We start from the raw sequence: 21,215 nt of genomic DNA, 5'->3' as shown, positions 1-21,215 counted from the left end.
CATAGGACGCATCGGTGAATACTCAGCAGCGACAACACATCGCCGTCATTGGCGCCGGTATCTCCGGTTTGGCCTGCGCGCACTTTTTGGCCCGCGGTCACAACATCACCCTATTCGAGGCTGGCGATTACCTGGGCGGCCACGCCCATACCGTGGACATCACAATGGGTGGCGTCCGCTTTGCCGTCGACACAGGCTTTCTGGTGTACAACGATCGCACCTACCCTAAGCTGATCGCGCTGTTTGCCGAGCTGGGCATCGTCAGCCACCCCAGCGACATGTCATTCAGCGTTTCACTGGACCAAGGCCAGCTGGAATGGGCGGGCAGTAATCTGGACACGGTGTTCGCCCAACGCCGCAATCTGTTGTCGCTTGGGTTTTGGGGCATGCTGGCCGACATTGTCCGGTTCAACCGCGCCGCGCCCCGCAACCTGAAACGGGCCGTCGAATCACCGCTCACGTTGGGCCAGTTGCTTGAAACGGACCGCTATGGCGCACGCTTCCGCGATCACTATCTGCTGCCGATGGCCGCAGCCATCTGGTCCAGCCCCTGCCGCGATATCCTGTCTTTCCCCGCGGAAACCTTTCTGCGTTTCAGCCTCAATCACGGCCTCTTGCAGTTGAGCGACCGGCCGCAGTGGCGGACGGTGCGGGATGGCGCGCGCCAGTATGTGGAAAAAATCGCGGCCGGCTTGAATGATATTCGGCTGTCCACCCCGGTACTGCGCGTCAGTCGGGAAAATGGCCGAGTGCGCGTGCAGACCACGCATGGCGAGGCATGCTTCGACAGCGTGGTATTCGCCACCCACGCCCCTCAAACGCTGGCGCTGCTGGCCGATGCCGACGAGCGCGAGCGGTCGCTGCTATCCGCGGTGCGCTATCAAGCCAATGAGGCCGTGCTGCACTCCGATGCCTCCTTGCTGCCGCGAAGCCCTCGCGCCTGGGCGGCCTGGAACTTCTTGGCCGAAGGGAAGGACGATGGACGCGCCGTGAGCGTGAGCTATCTGCTGAACCGCTTACAGCCGCTGCCGGTGGAAACCCCGGTAATGGTCACGCTTAATCCGACGCAAGAGCCGAATCCGACCAAGGTGCTGGGCCGCTACCATTACGAACACCCGCTGCTGGACAACGCCGCCATAGCCGCGCAGAAAGCGCTATCCGAAATCCAGGGGCGACGCGGCTGCTGGTTCACTGGCGCCTGGACTGGCTACGGCTTTCATGAGGATGGCCTGAAATCGGCCTTGCGCGTGGCACAGGATTTTGGCCTGGCACCCGCCTGGGCGAGGCTGTCGACATGAGCACAGCCTATCTGCTGACCGGACACGTGATGCACCATCGCTTACGCCCGGCCGCCAATCGCTTCGTCTACCCGGTGTTTTGCTTGCGGCTCAAGCTGTCCGCGCTGGAAAACATGCACGGGCCATGGTTTGGCGTGGACTGCCGCCGGCCGCTGTCGCTGCGCACACGCGACTACGGCCCGCGCGACGGCTCGCCGCTCTTGCCGTGGATACGCGCGCGGCTGGCCGAGGCCGGCCTGCCCGCCGACGGCGAGGTCTGGCTGCAAACCTTTCCGCGCGTGTTCGGCTATGTGTTCAACCCGGTCAGTTTCTGGCATTGCCACGACGCCTCTGGCCAGTTGATCGCCGTGCTGGCCGAGGTCAACAACACCTTTGGCGAAAGACATGGCTATCTGCTCAGCCAAACCGACGGAGGGCCGATTAGCGCCTCCAGCCAGTTGGTCTGCCGCAAACTGCTGCATGTCTCTCCGTTTTGCCAAGTGGAAGGCCATTATCGATTCCGCTTCGTGGAACAAGCGGGCCGCTCGCTGACGCGGATCGATTATCACGATGCCAACGGCGCTCTGCTTCACACCTCAATATCCGGCCGTTTGCACCCCTTAAGCTCGGCCACAGCGGCAGCCGCCTTGCTGCGCCAGCCTCTGCTCACCCTGGGCGTCATCGCCCGCATTCACTGGCAGGCGCTGAAGCTTTGGCTAAAACGCGTACCCTTTTTCCGCAAGCCACATCCCCCCGCCACCGCCCTCAGCCGTGGCCAGGAGCTGAAACCATGAGCGCGAGCCAACCTATCTCCTTGTCCCACCCCACGTTTCCGGCGGCGGGGCGCGCGCTGCTCGCCATGCTGGCTCAATTGCGCCATGGCAGCCTTAAAGTGGTCACGCCAGATGGCGAGACCTTATGGTTCGGCGCGGCCCAGACGCACGTCAGCGCGGAATTGACGCTACGGGACTGGCGCTCCTGCGCCCGCATCCTGTCCGGCGGCGACATCGGCTTTGCCGAGGCCTATCGCGACGGCTGGTTGGATTGCCCGGACCTGACCGGGCTGCTGCAACTGATGCTGCGCAATGAAGACGCCTTGCCATTGGGGGAGCTGGGCCGTTGGGCCGCGCGTTTGTGGCACAGGCTGCGCCATCTCCTGCGCGTCAACAGCCGCCGCGGCAGCCGCCGCAACATCCATGCCCATTACGATATCGGCAACGATTTTTACAAGCTGTGGCTGGACCCCAGCTGGACTTACTCCAGCGCATGGTTCGACGGCGACTACAGCCAGCCCTTGGCCGAAGCGCAGGCGCGCAAGTACCAACGCATCTGCGAGCAGCTGCAACTACGCCCCGGCATGCGGGTGCTGGAAATCGGCTGCGGCTGGGGGGGCTTCGCCGAACACGCAGCCCGTCTCGGCGTCTCCGTGCACGGGATCACCATCTCGGACGCGCAACTGAGCTTCGCGCGCCGCCGCCTGGCCAAGGAGCCGCTGGTCACACTGGAACACCGCGACTACCGCGACCTGAGCGGCCAATACGACGCCATCGTGTCGATCGAAATGTTCGAGGCGGTGGGCGAGCGTTACTGGCGCGGCTATTTCGACACCCTGCGTCGCTGCCTGAAGCCGGGCGGCCAAGCGCTGGCGCAAAGCATCACCATTGATGAATCGCGTTTCGAGGCCTACCGCGCCAGCACCGATTTCATCCAGGCCTTTATCTTCCCCGGCGGCATGCTTCCCAGCCGCGAGCGTTTTGAGCGCGCGGCGCATCAAAGCGGGCTGACCAGCCGCAAGCGCCTGGATTTCGGCGCGGACTACGCGGAAACGCTGCGCCGCTGGCGCGAGGCTTTCGAGACCCAACTGGACGCCATTCGCGGCCAGGGTTTCGACGAGGCCTTCATTCGGCTGTGGCGGCTTTACCTGTGCTACTGCGAAGCGGGTTTCGATGCGGGACGCATCGGCGTGTCGCAGTTTCTGCTGCAAAGGACGTAGCCATGCGCGCCCCCCTCTGGCTCGTCGCCCTGCTCCTGCTGGCAGGCTGCGCCGCTCCAACGGTTGGAGATTACGCCGCCAACCGCCCGCTGCTAGACCCCGGCCGGTTTTTCCTTGGCCACACCAAGGCCTGGGGCATGTACCAGGACCGGCAAGGCCGCCTGCTCAAACGCTTCACCGTCGACATGGACGGCGAACGCCACGGCGACGAGTTGGTGTTGACCGAGCGCTTTCTTTACAGCGACGGCAACCGTCAGCAGCGCGTGTGGCGGCTCAAGTCCATCGGCCAGGGCCGCTGGCGCGGCCTGGCGGACGACGTGGAGGGGGAAGCCATTGGCGAGACGGCCGGCAACGCGCTGCGCTGGCGCTACACGCTGAAGTTGCCGGTGGAGGGCGAGGAATACCTGGTCCAGTTCGATGACTGGATGTTCCTGCAAGACGAGCGCAGCTTGCTCAACCGCGCGGTCATGAGCAAGTTTGGTTTCCGCTTGGGCGAGGTCACGCTGTTTTTCCACAAACCGGAGTTAGGATCATGACACTCCGCCTTAACCCTCGCATCGCCGATTGGCGCGCGCGCCGGGTATGGGTGATAGGCGCGTCCAGCGGCATCGGCGCGGCATTGGCCGACGAGCTGCTATCGGCCGGCGCCCAAGTCATCCTCTCCGCCCGACGCGCCGAGCCGATGCGCATGCTGGCGGCAGAGCGCCCGGGCGCGCAAGTGGAAACGCTGGACGTGACCGATCCGGCCGCCTGGCGGGCTGTCTGGTCGCGCCTGGAAGCCGCCGGCGCGCTGCCCGACCTCGTGGTGTTCTGCGCGGCGGACTACCGTCCGCAAACTTGCCTGGATCTGCGCGCCGATGAAACCCGCGGTCTGCTCGATACCAATCTGCTGGGCGTCTACCACGGCCTGGAAGTGGTGTTGCCGGCGCTGGCGCGGCAAGGCCGCGGCGGCGTGGCGCTGATCGCCAGCGTGGCGGGTTATGTCGGCCTGCCCGGCGCCGCGGTGTACGGCCCCGGCAAGGCGGCGCTGATCAATCTGGCGGAAATCCTCTACGCGGAACTCAAGCCGCATGGCGTGGCGGTTTATCTGATCAATCCCGGCTTCGTGGCCACGCCCCTCACCGCCAAGAACGATTTTTCCATGCCGGCCCTGCTCACGCCGCACCGGGCGGCTCGCGACATCATGCGCGGGCTGGCCCGCGGCGCGTTTGAAATCCACTTTCCGCTGCGCTTCACCGTATGGCTCAAACTACTGCGGCTGCTGCCTTACCGGCTGCGGCTGCCTTTGCTCGCGAGGTTGGCACGACCATGAAACGCATCCCCTCTCAAGCCGATTGGCAAGCTTTGCTCGACTGGTATCAAACGCTGACGCCGCAAACCTTGCCGGACATTGGTCATTTCTACGCGGAAGACGCGCGCTTCAAGGACCCGTTCAACGACGTACGCGGCGTGGTCAGAATCCAGGCGGTGTTTCACCACATGTTCAAGACGCTGGAGCAGCCCCGATTCACGGTCATCCACGCGCTGCGCGACGGCGACCAGGCCTTCATCACCTGGGATTTCGATTTTGCCTATGCCGGACGCAAGGTCAACATTCACGGCGGCAGCCATTTGCAATTCGATGCCGACGGCAAGATCACGCTGCACCGCGATTACTGGGACGCGGCCGAAGAATTGTTCGAGAAAATCCCCCTGCTTGGGCTGCCGGTGGCCTGGCTGCGCAAAAAGCTCAAGGTAGCGTGATGGCGCGGATATTCAAGGGCAATAAGGCGGCATTGCCATCCAAGCGCTGCGCCGCCTGCGGTCATCCCATGAGCTGGCGCAAAAAATGGCGCAACCATTGGGATGCCGTCCAATACTGCTCAGAACGCTGCCGCCGTCAGAAGGACATGGCCCAATGACCCTCTTGCGGCTGATTCTGGGCGACCAGCTCAACCCCAATCATAGCTGGTTCACCGCCCCCGACCCCAAGGTGGTGCATGTGATGATGGAAATCCGCCAGGAAACGGATTACGTACGCCACCACGCGCAGAAAATCCTGGCCATCTTCGCCGCGATGCGTGATTTTGCCCGCCAGCTGAAGACCTTGGGGCATCGAGTGCGCTACATCGCCATCGACGACGGAAGCAACCGCCAATCGTTAATCGGCAATTTGGATGCGCTGATTCGCCACTACGGCGCGACGAGGGTGGAATACCAGGCTCCGGACGAGTGGCGGCTGGATCATCAACTCGCCAACTGGGGCGCGGATTTATCCATTCCATGCCACATGGCGGACAGCGAGCATTTCTACACCGCTCGCGGCGACGCCGCCGCGTTTTTCGGCGCGCGGCGGCAATGGCGGCAGGAGACCCTATATCGTCACCTGCGGCGCCAGCACGGCATTTTGATTGGCGAAAACGGCGAACCCGCCGGCGGTCGCTGGAATTTCGATGCCGAGAACCGTCAGCGCTGGTCCGGCGGCCCGCCGGAACCGCATGACCCTCGCCCTGAGCATGACCACCGCAAGCTGTGGCAATCCATAAACGAGGCCGGCGTGAGCAGCTTCGGTCAGCCTCAGGCCGAAGCGCTGCGCTGGCCGCTCAAGCGCGCCGAGGCGCAGGCCCTGCTGAGCGACTTTATCGAGCGGGCTCTGCCGCACTTTGGCGCTTATCAGGACGCGATGAGCCGGCATGCACGGCGCTTGTTTCATTCCCAGCTTTCCTTCGCCCTCAATGTGAAAATGCTCAATCCGCGCGAGGTGGTGGACGCCGCCATCGCCGCCTGGCTCGCAGGCCGCGCGCCACTGGCCGCGGTAGAGGGCTTTGTGCGGCAGATACTGGGCTGGCGCGAATATGTGCGAGGCGTCTATTGGGCCAAGATGCCCAGCTACCGGGACAATAACGCCCTGTCGCACGATCTGCCGCTGCCGCGCTGGTTCTGGGATGGCGAAACGGGCATGCGGTGTCTTGCGCACGCCATCGGCCAATCGCTGGAAGACGCCTACGCCCACCACATCCAGCGGCTAATGGTGATCGGAAATTTCGGACTGATCGCCGGGCTGTCGCCGCAGGCGCTGCATGAATGGTATTTGGGCGTCTACATCGACGCCTTCGAATGGGTGGAGTTGCCCAACACTCTGGGCATGAGCCAGTTCGCCGACGGCGGGCTGCTCGGCAGCAAGCCCTACGCCGGCAGCGCCGCTTATATCGGCCGCATGAGCGATTACTGCGCCGGCTGCCGCTACCAGCCCAAGCTGCGCATTGGCCGGGACGCCTGTCCCTTCAATGCCCTCTACTGGAACTTTTTCCAGCGCCACCGCGCGCGGCTGGCGGCCAATCCGCGACTCAGCCTGGTCTATCGCCAGCTGGACAAGCTGCCGGATGCCGAACAAGCCGCTATCGCCGCTCACGCGGCGGCGCTGCAAGCCAATCTCGACACACTGTGAGCCCGATATGTTGAAAATACCCCTCGTTCTGTTGGCTATTGCCCTATTGCCGCTTACCGGCTGCAACACCCTGCCGCCGCCGGACGTCATCCCAGTGCAAGGCTTCCAGCTGGAACGCTATCAGGGGCGATGGTATGAAATCGCCCGCCTGGACCACCGCTTCGAACGGGGCTTGCAGGCGGTGAGCGCCGATTACAGTCGCAATGCCGACGGCAGCATCCGCGTGGTCAACCGCGGCTTTGACACCGCCGCCGCCAGTTGGCGCGAAGCCGTGGGCAAGGCCTGGTTCAACGGCCGCACCGATGTCGCCTCGCTGAAAGTGTCGTTCTTTGGCCCGTTCTACGGCGGCTACCACGTGGCGGCGCTGGACCCCGGCTATCGCTGGGCGGTGGTGGTGGGACCGGACAAGGACTATTTGTGGCTGCTGTCGCGCGACAAGCAGCCCGCCCCCGAGGCCAAGTCCGCTCTGTTGGCGGTGGCGGCCAAGTTGGACATACCCGCGGAGAAGTTGATTTGGGTGAGTCAGGATCGTGACGACAACTAGGCGGCTCAATCCGGAAAAATTGCTGCTGAGCAAGTGGACCGCCGCCGCGCCGCGCGACAAGGAGAAACACTTCCTGGTGGTGGCGCTGGGACGGCTCGCGCCCGACGGCCCGGTAGAAACGGTAACGCTGGAGGCGGTGTACACCCGGCGCCAGCGAACCGTGCCGTGGCAGGCTCTGCGCGACGACGAGCAATGGCGGCAAGGATGGAAATAAACGCCCAGCCCTATTCACAAGGTTGACGCTTGCCTCGTGCCGGCAATCTTTTTATCGTTAATGCATGTCTTCGCGTCCATTGTCATGGAGTGTTGCCGTGGAGTTGTTCGATACCTTGTCCGCTCAAATCCGCCATATGCGTCTGCCGCTATTCGCGGTCAGTCTCAGCGCGGTCCCCTTTCCCGATACGCCCTTGCTGTTGATGCTGCATTGGCATGGTTTCCGCCGCCCTGAGCCCGGCCGCGGCCAAAATGGCGAGCCCTTGCTTCGGCAAGTGCCGGCGTCGGCCTTGCAACTGACGCGCAGATGGGGGGCGCTCTCCCTGATAGAAGAAGATATTCTGGACGCGGCCTGGCAGCTGGGCGCCTGGAACCTGCTGCGCGACGAGCGGCGCGGCTGCAACACCATAGGCGCGGCCGCTGGGGAAGAGCTGGCCTGCCGCCAGGCTTTCGGCGATCTGCCCCCTATCGCTGGGCAGGAAAGTGTCTTGGCGGAAGCGCCCGACGGCCCGGACCTGATGCGGCTGGCCTCCCGCCGAGGCTATGTTTCCTGGCAGTTCCGCCCCGTACACGGCGGACTATGGCGCGACCTGGCCGAAGACGACACCCTGGGCGAGGAAGGCCTGCGCAAACCACCCTGCCCCCTTAGGCCGCGCGCCTGCCATGGCGGCAAGGCGACCAGAACGGAGTACCGTTTTGGCCGTGTCGAGCGCATCATTTTGTAGTTCCATTTTTTCTGCAAAAAACCTCTTGAAAAGTTTTTGGCCCGCCCTTACTTCGTCTTTCGTCAGCCTTTCCGACTGACTTTGACCGGTAAGAGCGGGCCTTTTCGCGCCTGCCACTCGGTCTTACCTACTGTTTCCAATGATCTGAATCGCACAGGAGATTGATATGCAAATCCGTCCTCTGCACGACCGGATTATCGTCAAGCGGATCGAGAAGGTCCGCCAGACTGCTTCCGGCATCGTCATCCCCGATAGCGCCGCTGAAAAACCGGAGCAAGGCGAAGTTCTCGCCGTTGGCCCTGGCAAGCGCCTGCAAGACGGCACACTGTTGCCGATGCAGGTGCGGGTGGGCGATCTGGTTCTGTTCGGCAAATACGGCGGCCAGACCGTCAAGCTAAACGATCAGGAGTACTTGGTGCTACGCGAAGAAGACGTCTTCGGAGTCGTTGAAGACGCCTCCCAATCCGGCCGTAAGGCTGCCTGATTCCCCACAATCATCACAGGAGTTAAACCATGGCTGCGAAAGAAGTCCGCTTCCACGACAACGCCCGTGAGCGCATCGTCAACGGCGTCAATGTGCTGGCTAATGCCGTCAAAGTCACCTTGGGTCCGAAAGGCCGCAACGTACTGTTGGCGCGCAGTTTCGGCGCGCCGCACATCACTAAGGATGGTGTGTCGGTTGCCAAGGAAATCGAACTGAAGGACCCATTCGAGAACATGGGCGCCCAGATGGTAAAAGAAGTGGCGTCCAAGACCGCCGACGTGGCGGGCGACGGCACCACCACCGCCACCGTGCTGGCCCAAGCCATCGTGCAGGAAGGCATGAAGTACGTCGCTTCCGGCATGAATCCGATGGACCTGAAACGCGGCATTGATAAAGCCGTGCATGCCGTAGTGAAAGAGCTGCAAACCCTGTCCAAGCCGGTGACCAACAGCAAGGAAACCGCCCAAGTCGCCGCGCTGTCCGCCAACTCCGACGAGGCCATCGGCAAGATCATCGCCGACGCCATGGAGAAGGTGGGCAAGGAAGGCGTGATCACTGTCGAGGACGGCAAATCCTTGGACAACGAGTTGGCCATCGTCGAGGGCATGCAGTTCGATCGCGGCTATCTGTCGCCCTACTTCATCACCGATCCGGAAAAGCAGACCGCTGTGCTGGAAGACCCGCTGGTGCTGCTCTACGACAAGAAGATCAGCAATATCCGCGATCTGCTGCCGGTGCTGGAGCAAGTGGCCAAGGCAGGCAAGCCGCTGCTGATCGTAGCCGAAGACGTGGAAGGCGAAGCGCTGGCCACCCTGGTGGTGAACAGCATGCGCGGCATCCTCAAGGTGGCCGCCGTGAAGGCTCCAGGCTTTGGCGACCGCCGCAAGGCCATGCTGGAAGACATCGCCATCCTAACCGGCGGTACTGTCATCTCCGAAGAAACCGGCCTCACGCTGGAAAAAGCCGGCCTGCCAGAATTGGGCAGCGCCAAACGCGTGGAAATCGGCAAGGAGAACACCACCATCATTGACGGCGCAGGAGACAAGGCCAAGATTGATGCTCGTGTTCAGACCATACGCACCCAGATCGATGCGGCCACTAGCGACTACGACCGTGAGAAACTGCAGGAGCGCGTGGCCAAACTAGCTGGCGGCGTGGCGGTCATCCGCATTGGCGCGGCCACCGAAGTGGAAATGAAAGAGAAGAAAGACCGCGTGGACGACGCACTGCACGCCACCCGCGCCGCAGTGGAAGAAGGCATCGTTGCCGGCGGGGGCGTCTCCCTGCTGCGCGCCCGTACCCACATCGGTGACTTGAAGGGCGACAACGCCGATCAGGATGCCGGCATCCAGATCGTGCTGCGCGCGCTGGAGGCGCCTCTGCGCGCTATCGCCGCCAATGCCGGCGACGAGCCGTCGGTGATCGTCAACAAGGTTCTGGAGGGCAAGGGCAGCCACGGCTACAACGCTGCCAGCGGCCAGTTTGGCGACTTGGTGGAAATGGGTGTGATCGATCCGACCAAGGTGACGCGCACCGCGCTACAAAACGCCGCTTCCATCGCCAGCCTGATCCTGACCACCGACGCCACCGTGGCCGAAGCGCCGAAGGACAGCAAGGAGAAAGTCCCGACCGAGTTGGATTACTAATCCGCAGACCTGGTCCTCTTCCATCATTTGCCCGCGCTCACGCGCGGGCTTTTTTATCCCCAAAATCTCCGTGTTCTGATGACCACGGCGACCTCGGCCCTCTTTCCGTTTTACCTTAATACGCCTACCCTCAGCCTCCCGACACTATGGCGCCCGGAAAGAGCTAGTCCAGGCGGCAAACTCCTCTGCCGGCATTGGCGAGGCGATGAAAAACCCCTGCGCATAATCACATCCCATCTCTCGCAAGCTTTGCCAATCCGCAGCGGATTCAACGCCCTCCGCCACCACCAGCCGTCCCAGATGGTGCACAAGTTCGATGGTGGATTTCACGATCATGGCGGAGTCTTTGTCCTGCGACATATTCATTACAAAAGACTGATCAATCTTGATGTAATCCACCGGTAATTTTTGTAAATAGCTCAGCGATGAATAGCCTGTGCCAAAATCATCCACGTACAATGCGGAGCCAGCGCATCGTAGTTCATTCAGCAAGGCCAGCGCCAATTCCGGATCCAACATCATGGAGCTTTCCGTGATTTCCAGCTCTAACAAACCGGTGCGAATCGAACGCTGCTCCTGCCAAAGTCGCAGCTTGTCCGGCAAGGTGTCGTCCTGCAGATTGCGCACCGATAGGTTGACGGCGATGGGCAGCATGAGCTGCTGCCCCTGCCAAGCTTGTAGTAAATCCAGCGTTGCCGTCACAACCCACTCGGTCAATGGGTGGATTAGCCCGGACCGTTCCGCGATATCGATGAAGGCGCTGGGCGCCAACAAGCCGTGCTGTGGATGCTGCCAGCGCACCAAGGCCTCGGCGCCGCAGATCTTGCCATCGGCCAGGCTGACCTTGGGCTGCAGGTATAGCCGCAGCTCGCCCTGCGCTATGGCATGGCGTAGCTCTCTGGCCAGCACCAGCCGCTCGGCTTGCGTCTCGGCTTTGCCCGGCTCGTACAAGTAATACGCCACCCCTCGCTGCTTGGCCTGCTGTGTAGCCTTGTCCAAGTGGCGCAACAAATCGTGTACGTTCCTCCCATGTTGGGGGAACAGCACCATGCCCACTCTTACGGCGACATCCAGCGTCAGCCCCGCCACTTCAAAAACCGTGGTCATCGCCCAATTGACCGCAGTGACCAGCACCAATGCCTCCTGTCCGTCCGCACCGGGAAGCAGTACCGCAAATTCGTCGCCTCGCACGCGCGCGGCCAACGCGGCAGTCGGCAGGCAGGCCGTCAGGCGAGCGCCAAACTCCCGCAATACTTGGTCTCCCTGCGCAAAGCCAAGCACCTCGTTGATTTCTCCCAAACGCTCGATATTGAACTGCAGCACGGCCAGCGTGCGGTCCTCCTGGCTTGCGTGCACCAGCTCCAACGTCAGCGCCTCTTCAAACTGCAACATATTGGGCAAGCCAGTCAGTTGATCATGGCGCAGCATTTGCTGCATGGCGACGCGGGCCTGCTCTCGTTCCCTCTGTGCCCGCAAGGAGCCGATGCCGAATGCCAGGTCGGCACTGGCCTCGATCAGCAAATCAATCTCGTCGTCGTCAAAGGTATTCGCCTGCCTGTCGTAAATGGCCAATGCGCCGATAACGCGGCCATCCACCTGCAACGGGCAAGCCAAGCCGGATGCCGCCCCATGCAGCATGGTCCGCAGCGCCTCATACCGGCTGTCGCTTTGCATATCGCGCGCCAGTTGCACCTTGCCGGTACGCACGGCAGTGGGCGTGATGCTGATGCCGCCGGCGGCGTCCGCCCTGCCCAGAACGATATCTGCCAGCTCGCTCAGCTCACCGGCAAAGCCGCATTGAGCCATCGGCTTTAGTTCTTGCGCATCCCCGTCGCCATACCAAATCACCGCCGTGTTATAACCGCCGGCCTCAACAATGGCCCGGCAGCTGCTATCCAGCAATTGCCGCTCATCCCTTGCGCGCAACATGGCGCGATTCCCGGCGCTCAGGGTACGCAGAGCGCGGGAAACATGCTCTAGCTCACGCACTTGCTGAGACAGTTCGCTGTTAAGCAACTGGATATGCTCTTCCGCCGCCTTGCGCTCGGTGACGTCGATGCCCAGCACGTAATAACCGATCACCTCCTCCAGTTCGTTGCGCTTGGGCACATAGCGGATGTTCTGCCAAACCCCAGGGAAAGGCTGCCAATCATAATTCAGCGGCTCGCCGGCCAACACTTTGTCAATGTACGGACAGGCTATGGCGTAGCGCTCCGTCCCTAGTATCTCGCTCACGGCGTAGCCGGTGATGTTCGCATGATCAGGCGCAAAGCGTAGCCGATACTGCTCATTGACATACACGTAAAGGCGATCAACATTGACATAGGCAATCAGCACCGGCACTGCGCTGAGAATGGCGTCCAAGTGCGCCTCGCTTTCCAGCAAACGCAAGGACCGGTCCTGGACTCTTTCGGTAAGCAGGGCATTTTGCGCAAGGATGGTCAGTCGGACGTCCCGCTCGGCAGTGGTATCGCGGAATACGACCACCACGCCGTTCAGCAGACCGCTACCGGCAATAATCGGGGCGACGGTGTAGCTGATCGGACACTGCTGGCCATCGCGCGCCACCAGTTCCCCATGCCAGGACTCCGGGATGTGCTGGGCCTGCGCGACCATTCTTGTACCGCATGCAAACAAATCGATAGGCTGATCGTCTTTATCCCGCCTCACGGTCAATATCTGTGACAACGGCAAGCCGACAGCCTCGGCGGCAGGCCAACCGGTGAGGAATTCGGCCACCCGGTTGCAACGAGTAATCAAGCCATTGGCGTTGACGGAGACTACCGCGTCCCCAATCGAATGCAGCGTGGCGGCCAGATTTTCCTCGCTGGACACAAGGGCCCCTTGGCTGACGCTCAGCGCCCGCCATTGCCGCCGCACCATGAAATAAGTCCCGCCCAGCAGCAAGAAGAGCGTGATACCGCTCAGGCTGTTCCACCATATTTGCCACTGCTGCGAATGCTCGTAATCGACCAGCCGCCCCTCAAGCACGCGGTGCTCTTCATGGTCCATTTCGTCCAGTAAGCTATACACCTGCGTGCGGGTGGCGCGTAGCGGTGCGCTCGTGACGTAGGCGCTGGCCGCGGCTCCACCATACTGACGGTACAAGCGCTCCACCTCGCGAGAGATTGCCACCCGCTGAGTGACGACCCGGCGCAGGGCCATCCAGCGATCAAGCTGCCTGGGGTTGTCGCCGATTCGTGTGCGGATCTGCGTCAGCAATGCCTCGCGTGCCTCAATTGCCCTATCGCGCTCCTTCAGATTGGCTTCATCACCCGTCAGGCGAAAGTTCTGGGTGCTGATTTCCGCATGCACGGTAAAACCGCGGATGTGCGCCAACTGGTCCGCGACCATCACGCTGTTCGTCAGCCAGTGTGCTGCTTGCTTAGCGCTGTCGACAACCTTCCAGATGGAAAGCGACAGCACGGCTACAAACACCATGGAAACGGCAATGGCTACTCGCAACTTGGCTTCAAATCGGTCTGGCAAGATATCCACCCCGGCATACGTACACCCATCGATATCTTCTATAGATAGTAAAGTCCGCCCCGGTAAAACAAGACTTCGGGTAGAGGTTTTGGACTGCTCCGGCTTCCGTAGGCACCTCAGATATCGGTCTTGGCGATATTCACTCTCCGCGGGCAAAATCTAGTCGCTGCAGTTGCCAAGGCAGCGCTAGATTCCCGCATTGCGCGGGGTGGCGGCTGGAATAACCTTCCTGCACAACGCTGGCGCGACAATGTCTCCATTGTCTATACCGGAGGAAAGCCCCTGCGGCTAATTGGCACAGCGTGAAGAAGCTATTGAAAATGGGGAGGTCATGCTCAGCTCGTTTTTCATTGACGCTTACCAGTCCTATTTGTTTTTGCCAACCAGATACAACTTGTGGCTGGTGGCGCTCTCCTTGCTGGTCGCCGTTTTCACCTCTTGTCTGGCGCTGCAGATAGCCGGCCTGGCTCGCGAGGCCAGCGATCGCTGGCTGCGCCGGGTCGCCCTTGCCACTGGCTCTTGCGCGATGGGCGGCGGCATCTGGGCCATGCACTTTGTCGGCATGCTGGCCTTCAGCGTTTGCAGCACAATCCAATACGCGTTGCTTCCCACCCTCCTGTCCATGCTACCCGCCGTCGCCGCCTCGCTGATTGCCCTGCACTTGCTGTCTCAGCCCAAAATCGACGGAAAACAGCTGTTGATCAGCGGGGTGCTGGTGGGGAGCGGCATCGGCACCATGCACTACTCCGGCATGGCGGCCATGCGCATGACGCCGCTGCTGCGCTACGATCCCTCGTGGTTCGCCGTTTCCATCCTGCTCGCCGTGCTGCTAAGCACCTTGTCGCTATGGATACGTTTTGGTCTGGACAAAAAGAAAATGGGCAAGGGAGGGATGACGCTGCTCAGCGGCGGGGTCATGGGGGTCGCCATTGCGGGCATGCATTATTTCGGCATGGAGGCCGCCCGTTTCATCGGCACGCCGGACCCGGCTTTCCGCAGCGCCTTTGAAGACAATGAAAACCTGGCCGTCGCCATCGCCATCACGGTGCTCCTGCTCGGCAATATCGTCTTTGTGGGCAATGTGTTGTTGCGCTACCGCCCCTTGTATCAAAGAACGCTGAGCAACGAGCTGAAGCTGCAAGCCACGTTCAACACTTCGCTGGACGGCATCATCACCATTGATGAGAAGGGCCGCATTTTGAGCGCCAACCCCGCGGTGGAGCGGCTGTTTGGCTGGAAGGTGGAGGAGTTGCTGGGCAAGAACATCAATTTGTTGATGCCGGAGCCGCACCACTCCAAACACGATCGCTTTCTTGCCGATTATATGGAAACCCAGATCGAGAAATTGGTAGGCAGGGAACGCGAGGAGGTGGCGCTCAAAAAGGACGGCAGCCAGTTTCCCATCCGCCTATCGATAGGCAAGGTGCTGCTGCCCGAGCAAGTGATTTATGTCGGCTTCATCGGCGACATCAGCGCGCGCCACCGCATCCAAAAGGAGCTGGAAGAGCGTGAAAGCCAGTTTCGCAGCTTGATCGACAACATCCCCGGCGTCGCCTTTCGCAGCCATTCCCAGGAACCGTGGAAAACCATCTTCATCAGCGAAGACATAGAAAAACTATGCGGCTGGCCCGCCAAATCTTTCCTGGACGGCCGTATTCAGCTACTGGACATCATTCATCCGGAAGACAAGGAAAGGGTGCGCGAAACCATCCGCTACGCTTTGGAGCAGCATCAGCTTTATGTCGTCGAATACCGCCTGCTCTGCCTGAATCAGGAAGAATGCTGGGTATTGGAAAGCGCCCGCGGCGTATACGACGACAACGGCGCGCTGCGCTTGATAGACGGGGTGATCCTGGATATTTCGGAGAAAAAAGCGGCGGAGTTCGCTTTGATTGAAGCCAAAAACCGCGCGCTTTCGGCCGTTAAATCCAAAAGCGCCTTCCTGGCCAATATGAGCCATGAAATCAGAACGCCGATGAACGCCATCATCGGCTATACCGATTTGCTGCAAGACACGGAGCTGGACGACAAGCAAAAAAGCATGCTCAAAACCGTCAACCACTCCGCCAAAAGCTTGCTGGGCCTGCTCAACGATGTCCTCGACACCGCGAAGCTCGAACAAAACGCCTTGGAACTGGAGGAAGCGCCCTTTTCATTGCGCGAGGTGGCGGAGCACGTGATCGACATCCTGCGGTTGAGCGCCAGTAAAAAAGGCATCACCTTGCAGCTGAAATACCCGGCCATTATCCAGCAGGCCTTTATCGGCGACGCTTTCCGGGTGCGGCAGATCTTGATGAACCTGGTGGGCAACGCCATCAAGTTCACCGCCCAGGGCGGGGTCTGGCTGACGGTGCTGTCCGCGGAAGAATACGTGGTCGTCATTATCCGGGACAGCGGCATTGGCATGAGCCAGGACACCCTGGCCAAATTGTTCGAACCCTTTTCCCAAGCGGACGCCTCAACCACCCGCCGCTTTGGCGGTACCGGCCTGGGCACCACCATCGCCTTGCAACTGACCCAGAAAATGGGCGGCCGGATCGAGGTGCAAAGCACCCTCAACAAAGGCTCCGTCTTTCAGGTTTACCTTCCCTTGCGCCCTGCGCCGCTTGACGCCTTACCCTGCCTGGAGCCGCCCGATGCGGAACGCACGTCCGCCCCCCTGTCTCCCTTGAACATCCTGGTGGCCGATGACGATTTAATCAATTTGGACATCGTCACCATTCTGCTCAAAAAATACGGGCACCGGATCTACACCGCTTCCAACGGGAAAGAAGTGATCAACGCGTGGCAGCACCATGATATAGACCTCATCTTGATGGATATTCAGATGCCGGTGATGGACGGCATCACCGCCTGCAAGTTCATCCGTCAGGTGGACCCCGACAGCGACAAGCGCGCCACGCCCATCATCGCTTTGACGGCCGGAGCGTTTCAGGAGGATCGCGAAGCGGCCATGGCCGCCGGCATGGATGGGTTCATGACCAAACCCATAGACGTTGTCCGGCTGCAGGATGAAATCGAACGCGTGATGAAGCGCATGGCGGGCTAGCCGCCGGCATTGCACGATGAGCGCCGCTTCGAACCCTCTGCGCCGCGTGCGCTTTCCGCTCCCCCAGGGCTTTACATCCTTCCTCGCACCGGCTCGCCGGACTTTGAACCGCTTGCAGGATGTGAGCCGTCGGCCCCTTTCGTTTTTGCTGGTTCCACCTCGCCATAGTTCATTTATTGCGATAAAACCATATTTATTTAATGACATATTCATTTTGTATTGATATGCTTATAGGATATTTCTGCACTTTGATGCAGACAAATCTCATAAGACAGTCACAGGGAGAAGTGTCATGGCGAACCCGTTCGACAATAAGGAAGGCGTTTTTTTCGCCCTGATCAACGATGAGGGCCAGTACTCGCTCTGGCCCGAGTTCGCTCCTGTTCCGGAGGGTTGGCAAGCCTGTTTCGGCCCCTCCGACCGCCAGTCCTGCCTTGAGCATATCGAACAAAACTGGATAGACATGCGGCCCGCCAGTCTGGCTCGCGCTCAGGACGCCTTGCTCTCCACCGGCTGATTCCCGCCCCGGCTCAAGGGGGCCATGCCGGGACGCGCCCGCTTTGAAGACAAAGCGCGGCGCTTCTCTTCCCGTATTGCGGCGGCGCGCTCGCCGCGGCCCCTCGACAGTCATCCCGCTCCACACCGAAAAAATCGCCGGCCGGCCGCGCATGCGCGGAAGGTTGCGGCCTCACGCCTGTACCGCAAGCCATCCAAGGTGCGACATGAACGACAACGCCGTTTTCCCCTCCCGCAATCCGCACACCGCGGCCGCTCCCGCCGAAACCTTCGCCGCCCTGTTCGCCCGAAGCGCGACGGACCATCCCGACGCCATCGCGCTGCGACACGGCGCGCGCGCGCTCAGCTACCGCGAGCTGGACGGCCAGGCCAATCGTCTGGCCCATTATCTGCGGGAACTGGGCATAGACCGCGAAACGCCGGTGGGACTGTGCCTGGACCGCTCGCCCGAACAAATCATCGCCATGCTGGCCATTTTCAAGGCCGGCGGCGCCTATTTGCCGCTGGACCCCGACTACCCGCGGGAAAGGCTGGCCTACATTCTCAACGACGCCATGCCGGCCGCGCTGCTGACGCGGGCCGCGCTGACCGAGCAACTGCCGGTCCACTGGGCGCGGGTGGTGGAACTGGACACCGAACAGCCGATGTGGCAGGCGCAGCCGGAACAGGCGCTTCCGCTTCTAGATTCCCCGGACCAGCTGGCTTATCTGATCTACACCTCGGGCTCCACCGGACAGCCCAAGGGCGTGGCGGTGACTCACCGCGGCATAAGCGCTCTGGCGCGCGCCCAGAGCCGGCGCTTCGGCATCCGCCCCGGCGCCCGCGTGCTGCAATTCGCGTCTTCCAGTTTTGACGCGGCCTTCTCCGAAATCGCCATGACCCTGCTTTCCGGCGCCTGCCTGGTCACCGCGCCGGCGGCGGAACTGACGCCGGGCGCGGCGCTGGCGGACTTGCTGGTCCGTCAAAAAATCAGCCATCTGACGCTGCCACCCAGCGCGCTGGCCCTCATGCCGGACGGCGGCATCCCTCCCCATTGCGGCCTGATCGTCGCCGGCGAGGCCTGCCCGGCGGCCCAGGTGCGGCGCTGGTCAGCCGGCCGGACCATGCTGAACGCCTACGGCCCCACCGAGGCCACCGTATGCGCAACGATGAGCGGCCAGATGCGGGACGACGAGCCCGCCGATATCGGCGCGCCGCTGCCCGGCGTCCAGGCTTACGTGCTGGACGAAGCCCTGCAACCGCTGCCGCCGGGGGTGGAGGGGGAGCTGTATCTCGCCGGCGACGGGCTGGCCCGCGGCTATCTGGGCCGGCCGGCGCTGAGCGCCGAGCGCTTCGTCGCCAATCCCTTCGGCCCCGCCGGCAGCCGCCTGTACCGCAGCGGCGACCTGGCGCGGCTGCGCGCCGACGGCTCGCTGGACTACCTAGGACGGGCGGACGAACAGCTCAAGCTGCGCGGCTACCGCATCGAGCCCGGCGAGATCGAACACCTGCTGACGCAACAAGCCGGCGTGAGCCAGGCCGTGGTCCGCCTGCGCGAAGACCTGCCCGGCATCAAGCAGCTGATCGCCTACGTCGTTTCCCGCGCCGGCCTGCAAGCCGACGGCGCGGCCTTGCGCGCGGCGCTGGCCGAGCAACTGCCGGATTACATGGTGCCGGCGGCGGTGGTGCCGCTGGAGCGCCTGCCGCTGACCCCCAACGGCAAGGTGGACAAACAGGCGCTGCCCGCGCCGGATTTCGAAAATGCCGACGCCGGCGAGGCGCGGGACTGGCTGGAGAAAACGCTGGCCAAGCTGTACGCGGAAGTGCTGGGGCTATCCAGGGTGGGTCTGGGCCAGGGCTTCTTCGACCTGGGCGGCGACAGCATCAGCGCCATTCTGCTGGTCAGCCGCGCCCGCGCCCACGGCCTGCAATTCAGCCCGCAGGATGTTTTCGACCATCCCGGCATCGAGCGTCTGGCGCTCCGGGTCCGCCCGGCGGAGCCCGACGCGGCGGCGGGCGAATTGCCGCCGGCCAGCGCCGCGGACCTGGAAAGCATCCGCGCCCGCTATCCGGCGGTCAGCGCGGTGCTGCCCTTGTCGCCGCTGCAGCGGGGCCTGCTGTTCCATCTGTTGTACGACGAGGGTCAAAGCGACGTCTACCTGATACAGATGGGCTTCCAGCTGGACGGCCCGCTGGACGCGGACAAGCTGCGGGCGGCCACCGAAGGCTTGCTGCAACGCCATCACCATCTGCGCGCCGCCTTCGCCGCGGACGGGCTGGAACAGCCGGCTCAAATCGTACTGGAGCGCGTGGAGACGCCTTGGCGCGAGCTGGACCTGTCGGCGCATCAGGCCGATGAACAGCAGCGCGTCCTCGAGCGGCTGCGCGAGGACGACTACGCCGCCGGCGTGGACCCGGCGCGCGCGCCGCTGCTGCGTTTTACCCTGGTCAAGCTGGACGCGGAGCGCCACCAGCTGCTGTGGAGCTTCCACCACCTGTTGTTCGACGGCTGGTCGGTGCCGGTGCTGCTGCGCGAACTGTTCGCCCTCTACCGCGGCGACACGCTGCCGCCCGCCATTCCCTACCGCGACTACCTGGCCTGGCTGCACAACCGCGACCGCGACGCCGCCAAACGCCAATGGATCAAGCATCTGGCCGGGCTGGAGCAGCCGGCGCGCCTGGCGCCCAGCGCGCAAAAAAGCCGGCAGCTGCCGCGCAACCACAATGTGACGGCGGACCCGGCGGTCTACGCCGCGCTGGAGCGGCTGGCCCGCCGGCAAGGCCTCACCCTCAACACCTTGCTGCAAGCGGCTTGGGCCATCCTGCTCGCCCGGCTCACCGCCGCCGACGACGTCGTCTTCGGCGTCACCGTCTCCGGACGCCCGCCGGAGCTCCCCGGCGTCGAACGCATGGTCGGCCTGCTGATCAACACCGTCCCCCTGCGCCTGCGCCTGCAGCCCGAGGAAACCCTGGCCGCCCTGCTGCAACGCTTGCAAACCCAGCAGGCCGCGTTGATCGAGCATCAGCACCTCAGCCTCGCCGAAATCCAGCAGGCCGCCGGCCTTGGCGACTTGTTCGACACCCTGCTGGTCTTTGAAAACTACCCGATCGCCGATGACGATCGCCGCGTGGACGACACACTGTCCATCGGCTACCTGGGCGGCCAGGGCGTGGACACCTCGCACTATCCGCTCAACCTGTGCGCCGTCCCCGGACCCGCGCTCGAGCTGCGCTTCGGCTACCGGCCCGATCTCTTCTCCGCCGACGCCGTCGACGGCATCGCCCGGCAATTGCTGGAACTGCTGCGCCTGATCGCCGAACAGCCCGAGCTGCCGCTTGCACGCATCCCGCCGGCCACCCCGGCCCAGCAAGACGCGCTGGCCGCCTGGAACCGCACCGACGCCGCGCTGCCCGCCGCCACCCTGACCCAGTTGCTGGAACGCCAGGCGGAACTCAGCCCCGACGCCGAGGCGCTGCGCTTCGACGATGTCGCCCTCAGCTACCGCCAGCTGCACCAACGCGCCAACCGCCTCGCCCGCCGCCTGCGCGCCGACGGCGTCAGCCCGGAAACCCTGGTCGCCGTCGCGCTGCCCCGTTCCATCGATCTGGTCGTGGCCCTGCTCGCCGTGCTCAAGGCCGGCGGCGCTTATCTGCCGCTTGATCTCGACTATCCGGCCGAGCGCATCGCCTTCATGCTGGCCGACGCCCAGCCCGCCGTGGTCCTGTCCCGTTCCGAGCTGCTGGCCGGCCTGCCGGTCGAACGCGCACTGTGCCTGGACCAGATCAACGATGCGCTCGAGACCCTATCCGACGCGCCGCTGGACCTCGCCGGCGACGACAGGCATCCGGCCTACGTCATCTACACCTCCGGCT

17 protein-coding genes are annotated in these 21,215 nt (G+C 62.7%); 16 read left to right on the top strand and 1 reads right to left on the bottom strand.

Annotation, left to right across the window (positions count from 1 at the left end):
- Positions 1–14: 14 nt before the first annotated feature.
- From HA052_RS08975 to groL, 13 genes are all read left to right on the top strand, one after another.
- Positions 15–1,298: an FAD-dependent oxidoreductase gene (locus HA052_RS08975; RefSeq protein WP_166451670.1), complete on the top strand. Its 1,284-nt coding sequence runs from the start codon at positions 15–17 to the stop codon at positions 1,296–1,298.
- On the top strand, positions 1,295–2,071 hold the full coding sequence (locus HA052_RS08970) for a DUF1365 domain-containing protein (RefSeq protein WP_166451669.1): 777 nt from the start codon (positions 1,295–1,297) through the stop codon (positions 2,069–2,071). The genes HA052_RS08975 and HA052_RS08970 overlap by 4 nt, the downstream gene beginning before the upstream one ends.
- Positions 2,068–3,270, top strand: a complete 1,203-nt coding sequence (locus HA052_RS08965; protein ID WP_166451668.1) for an SAM-dependent methyltransferase — start codon at positions 2,068–2,070, stop codon at positions 3,268–3,270. The genes HA052_RS08970 and HA052_RS08965 overlap by 4 nt, the downstream gene beginning before the upstream one ends.
- Before the next feature lie 2 nt (positions 3,271–3,272).
- Complete coding sequence (locus tag HA052_RS08960; RefSeq protein WP_166451667.1) at positions 3,273–3,806, top strand: DUF3833 domain-containing protein; 534 nt, start codon at positions 3,273–3,275, stop codon at positions 3,804–3,806.
- Positions 3,803–4,582, top strand: a complete 780-nt coding sequence (locus HA052_RS08955; protein WP_166451666.1) for an SDR family NAD(P)-dependent oxidoreductase — start codon at positions 3,803–3,805, stop codon at positions 4,580–4,582. Before HA052_RS08960 ends, HA052_RS08955 begins: the two co-directional genes overlap by 4 nt.
- Positions 4,579–5,013 carry a nuclear transport factor 2 family protein gene (locus HA052_RS08950; protein WP_166451665.1) on the top strand — a complete coding sequence of 145 codons (435 nt, stop codon included), beginning with the start codon at positions 4,579–4,581 and terminating at the stop codon, positions 5,011–5,013. The genes HA052_RS08955 and HA052_RS08950 overlap by 4 nt, the downstream gene beginning before the upstream one ends.
- Positions 5,013–5,171: a DUF2256 domain-containing protein gene (locus tag HA052_RS28150; RefSeq protein ID WP_166451664.1), complete on the top strand. Its 159-nt coding sequence runs from the start codon at positions 5,013–5,015 to the stop codon at positions 5,169–5,171. The genes HA052_RS08950 and HA052_RS28150 overlap by 1 nt, the downstream gene beginning before the upstream one ends.
- On the top strand, positions 5,168–6,697 hold the full coding sequence (locus HA052_RS08940) for a cryptochrome/photolyase family protein (RefSeq protein ID WP_206118838.1): 1,530 nt from the start codon (positions 5,168–5,170) through the stop codon (positions 6,695–6,697). The genes HA052_RS28150 and HA052_RS08940 overlap by 4 nt, the downstream gene beginning before the upstream one ends.
- Positions 6,698–6,704: 7 nt before the next feature.
- Positions 6,705–7,241 (top strand): lipocalin family protein, encoded by a 537-nt coding sequence (locus tag HA052_RS08935; protein WP_166451662.1) that lies wholly within the window; start codon positions 6,705–6,707, stop codon positions 7,239–7,241.
- Positions 7,228–7,455, top strand: coding sequence for a TIGR02450 family Trp-rich protein (locus HA052_RS08930; RefSeq protein ID WP_166451661.1), 228 nt, complete (start codon positions 7,228–7,230; stop codon positions 7,453–7,455). The genes HA052_RS08935 and HA052_RS08930 overlap by 14 nt, the downstream gene beginning before the upstream one ends.
- 97 nt (positions 7,456–7,552) lie before the next feature.
- A complete protein-coding gene (locus HA052_RS08925) occupies positions 7,553–8,179 on the top strand; it encodes a diguanylate cyclase (RefSeq protein ID WP_166451660.1) in 627 nt (208 codons plus the stop codon).
- 166 nt (positions 8,180–8,345) lie between these two features.
- Positions 8,346–8,663 carry a co-chaperone GroES gene (locus tag HA052_RS08920; protein ID WP_166451659.1) on the top strand — a complete coding sequence of 106 codons (318 nt, stop codon included), beginning with the start codon at positions 8,346–8,348 and terminating at the stop codon, positions 8,661–8,663.
- 29 nt (positions 8,664–8,692) lie between these two features.
- On the top strand, positions 8,693–10,309 hold the full coding sequence (groL, locus tag HA052_RS08915) for a chaperonin GroEL (RefSeq protein WP_166451658.1): 1,617 nt from the start codon (positions 8,693–8,695) through the stop codon (positions 10,307–10,309).
- Between the two features lie 144 nt (positions 10,310–10,453).
- On the opposite strand, the gene HA052_RS08910 is transcribed toward groL, so the two are convergent.
- Complete coding sequence (locus HA052_RS08910) at positions 10,454–13,807, bottom strand: EAL domain-containing protein (protein ID WP_439823235.1); 3,354 nt, start codon at positions 13,805–13,807, stop codon at positions 10,454–10,456.
- A gap of 322 nt (positions 13,808–14,129) precedes the next feature.
- On the opposite strand from HA052_RS08910, the gene HA052_RS08905 reads away from it, so the two are divergent.
- The 3 genes from HA052_RS08905 to HA052_RS08895 all read left to right on the top strand — a co-directional run.
- On the top strand, positions 14,130–16,847 hold the full coding sequence (locus HA052_RS08905) for an MHYT domain-containing protein (RefSeq protein WP_166451657.1): 2,718 nt from the start codon (positions 14,130–14,132) through the stop codon (positions 16,845–16,847).
- 292 nt (positions 16,848–17,139) lie between these two features.
- Positions 17,140–17,364: an MbtH family protein gene (locus HA052_RS08900; protein WP_081548319.1), complete on the top strand. Its 225-nt coding sequence runs from the start codon at positions 17,140–17,142 to the stop codon at positions 17,362–17,364.
- Positions 17,365–17,569: 205 nt separating this feature from the next.
- On the top strand, positions 17,570–21,215 hold a 3,646-nt coding region (locus tag HA052_RS08895; protein ID WP_166451656.1), incomplete at its 3' end, for a non-ribosomal peptide synthetase.

The sequence above is a fragment of the Chromobacterium fluminis genome (assembly GCF_011602385.1).
Taxonomy (GTDB): Bacteria; Pseudomonadota; Gammaproteobacteria; order Burkholderiales; family Chromobacteriaceae; genus Chromobacterium; species Chromobacterium fluminis.
The sequence above is the reverse complement of the archived record's forward strand: the minus strand, read 5'-3'. Positions and strand labels throughout refer to the sequence as shown.

Excerpts from the sequence above, each read along its gene's own strand:
- HA052_RS08950 (WP_166451665.1), top strand. The coding sequence starts at position 4,579 with ATGAAACGCATCCCCTCTCAAGCCGATTGGCAAGCTTTGCTCGACTGG.
- HA052_RS08955 (WP_166451666.1), top strand. The coding sequence starts at position 3,803 with ATGACACTCCGCCTTAACCCTCGCATCGCCGATTGGCGCGCGCGCCGG.
- HA052_RS08920 (WP_166451659.1), top strand. The coding sequence starts at position 8,346 with ATGCAAATCCGTCCTCTGCACGACCGGATTATCGTCAAGCGGATCGAG.
- HA052_RS08900 (WP_081548319.1), top strand. The coding sequence starts at position 17,140 with ATGGCGAACCCGTTCGACAATAAGGAAGGCGTTTTTTTCGCCCTGATC.
- HA052_RS08960 (WP_166451667.1), top strand. The coding sequence starts at position 3,273 with ATGCGCGCCCCCCTCTGGCTCGTCGCCCTGCTCCTGCTGGCAGGCTGC.
- HA052_RS08970 (WP_166451669.1), top strand. The coding sequence starts at position 1,295 with ATGAGCACAGCCTATCTGCTGACCGGACACGTGATGCACCATCGCTTA.
- HA052_RS28150 (WP_166451664.1), top strand. The coding sequence starts at position 5,013 with ATGGCGCGGATATTCAAGGGCAATAAGGCGGCATTGCCATCCAAGCGC.
- HA052_RS08935 (WP_166451662.1), top strand. The coding sequence starts at position 6,705 with ATGTTGAAAATACCCCTCGTTCTGTTGGCTATTGCCCTATTGCCGCTT.
- HA052_RS08940 (WP_206118838.1), top strand. The coding sequence starts at position 5,168 with ATGACCCTCTTGCGGCTGATTCTGGGCGACCAGCTCAACCCCAATCAT.
- HA052_RS08905 (WP_166451657.1), top strand. The coding sequence starts at position 14,130 with ATGCTCAGCTCGTTTTTCATTGACGCTTACCAGTCCTATTTGTTTTTG.
- groL (WP_166451658.1), top strand. The coding sequence starts at position 8,693 with ATGGCTGCGAAAGAAGTCCGCTTCCACGACAACGCCCGTGAGCGCATC.
- HA052_RS08965 (WP_166451668.1), top strand. The coding sequence starts at position 2,068 with ATGAGCGCGAGCCAACCTATCTCCTTGTCCCACCCCACGTTTCCGGCG.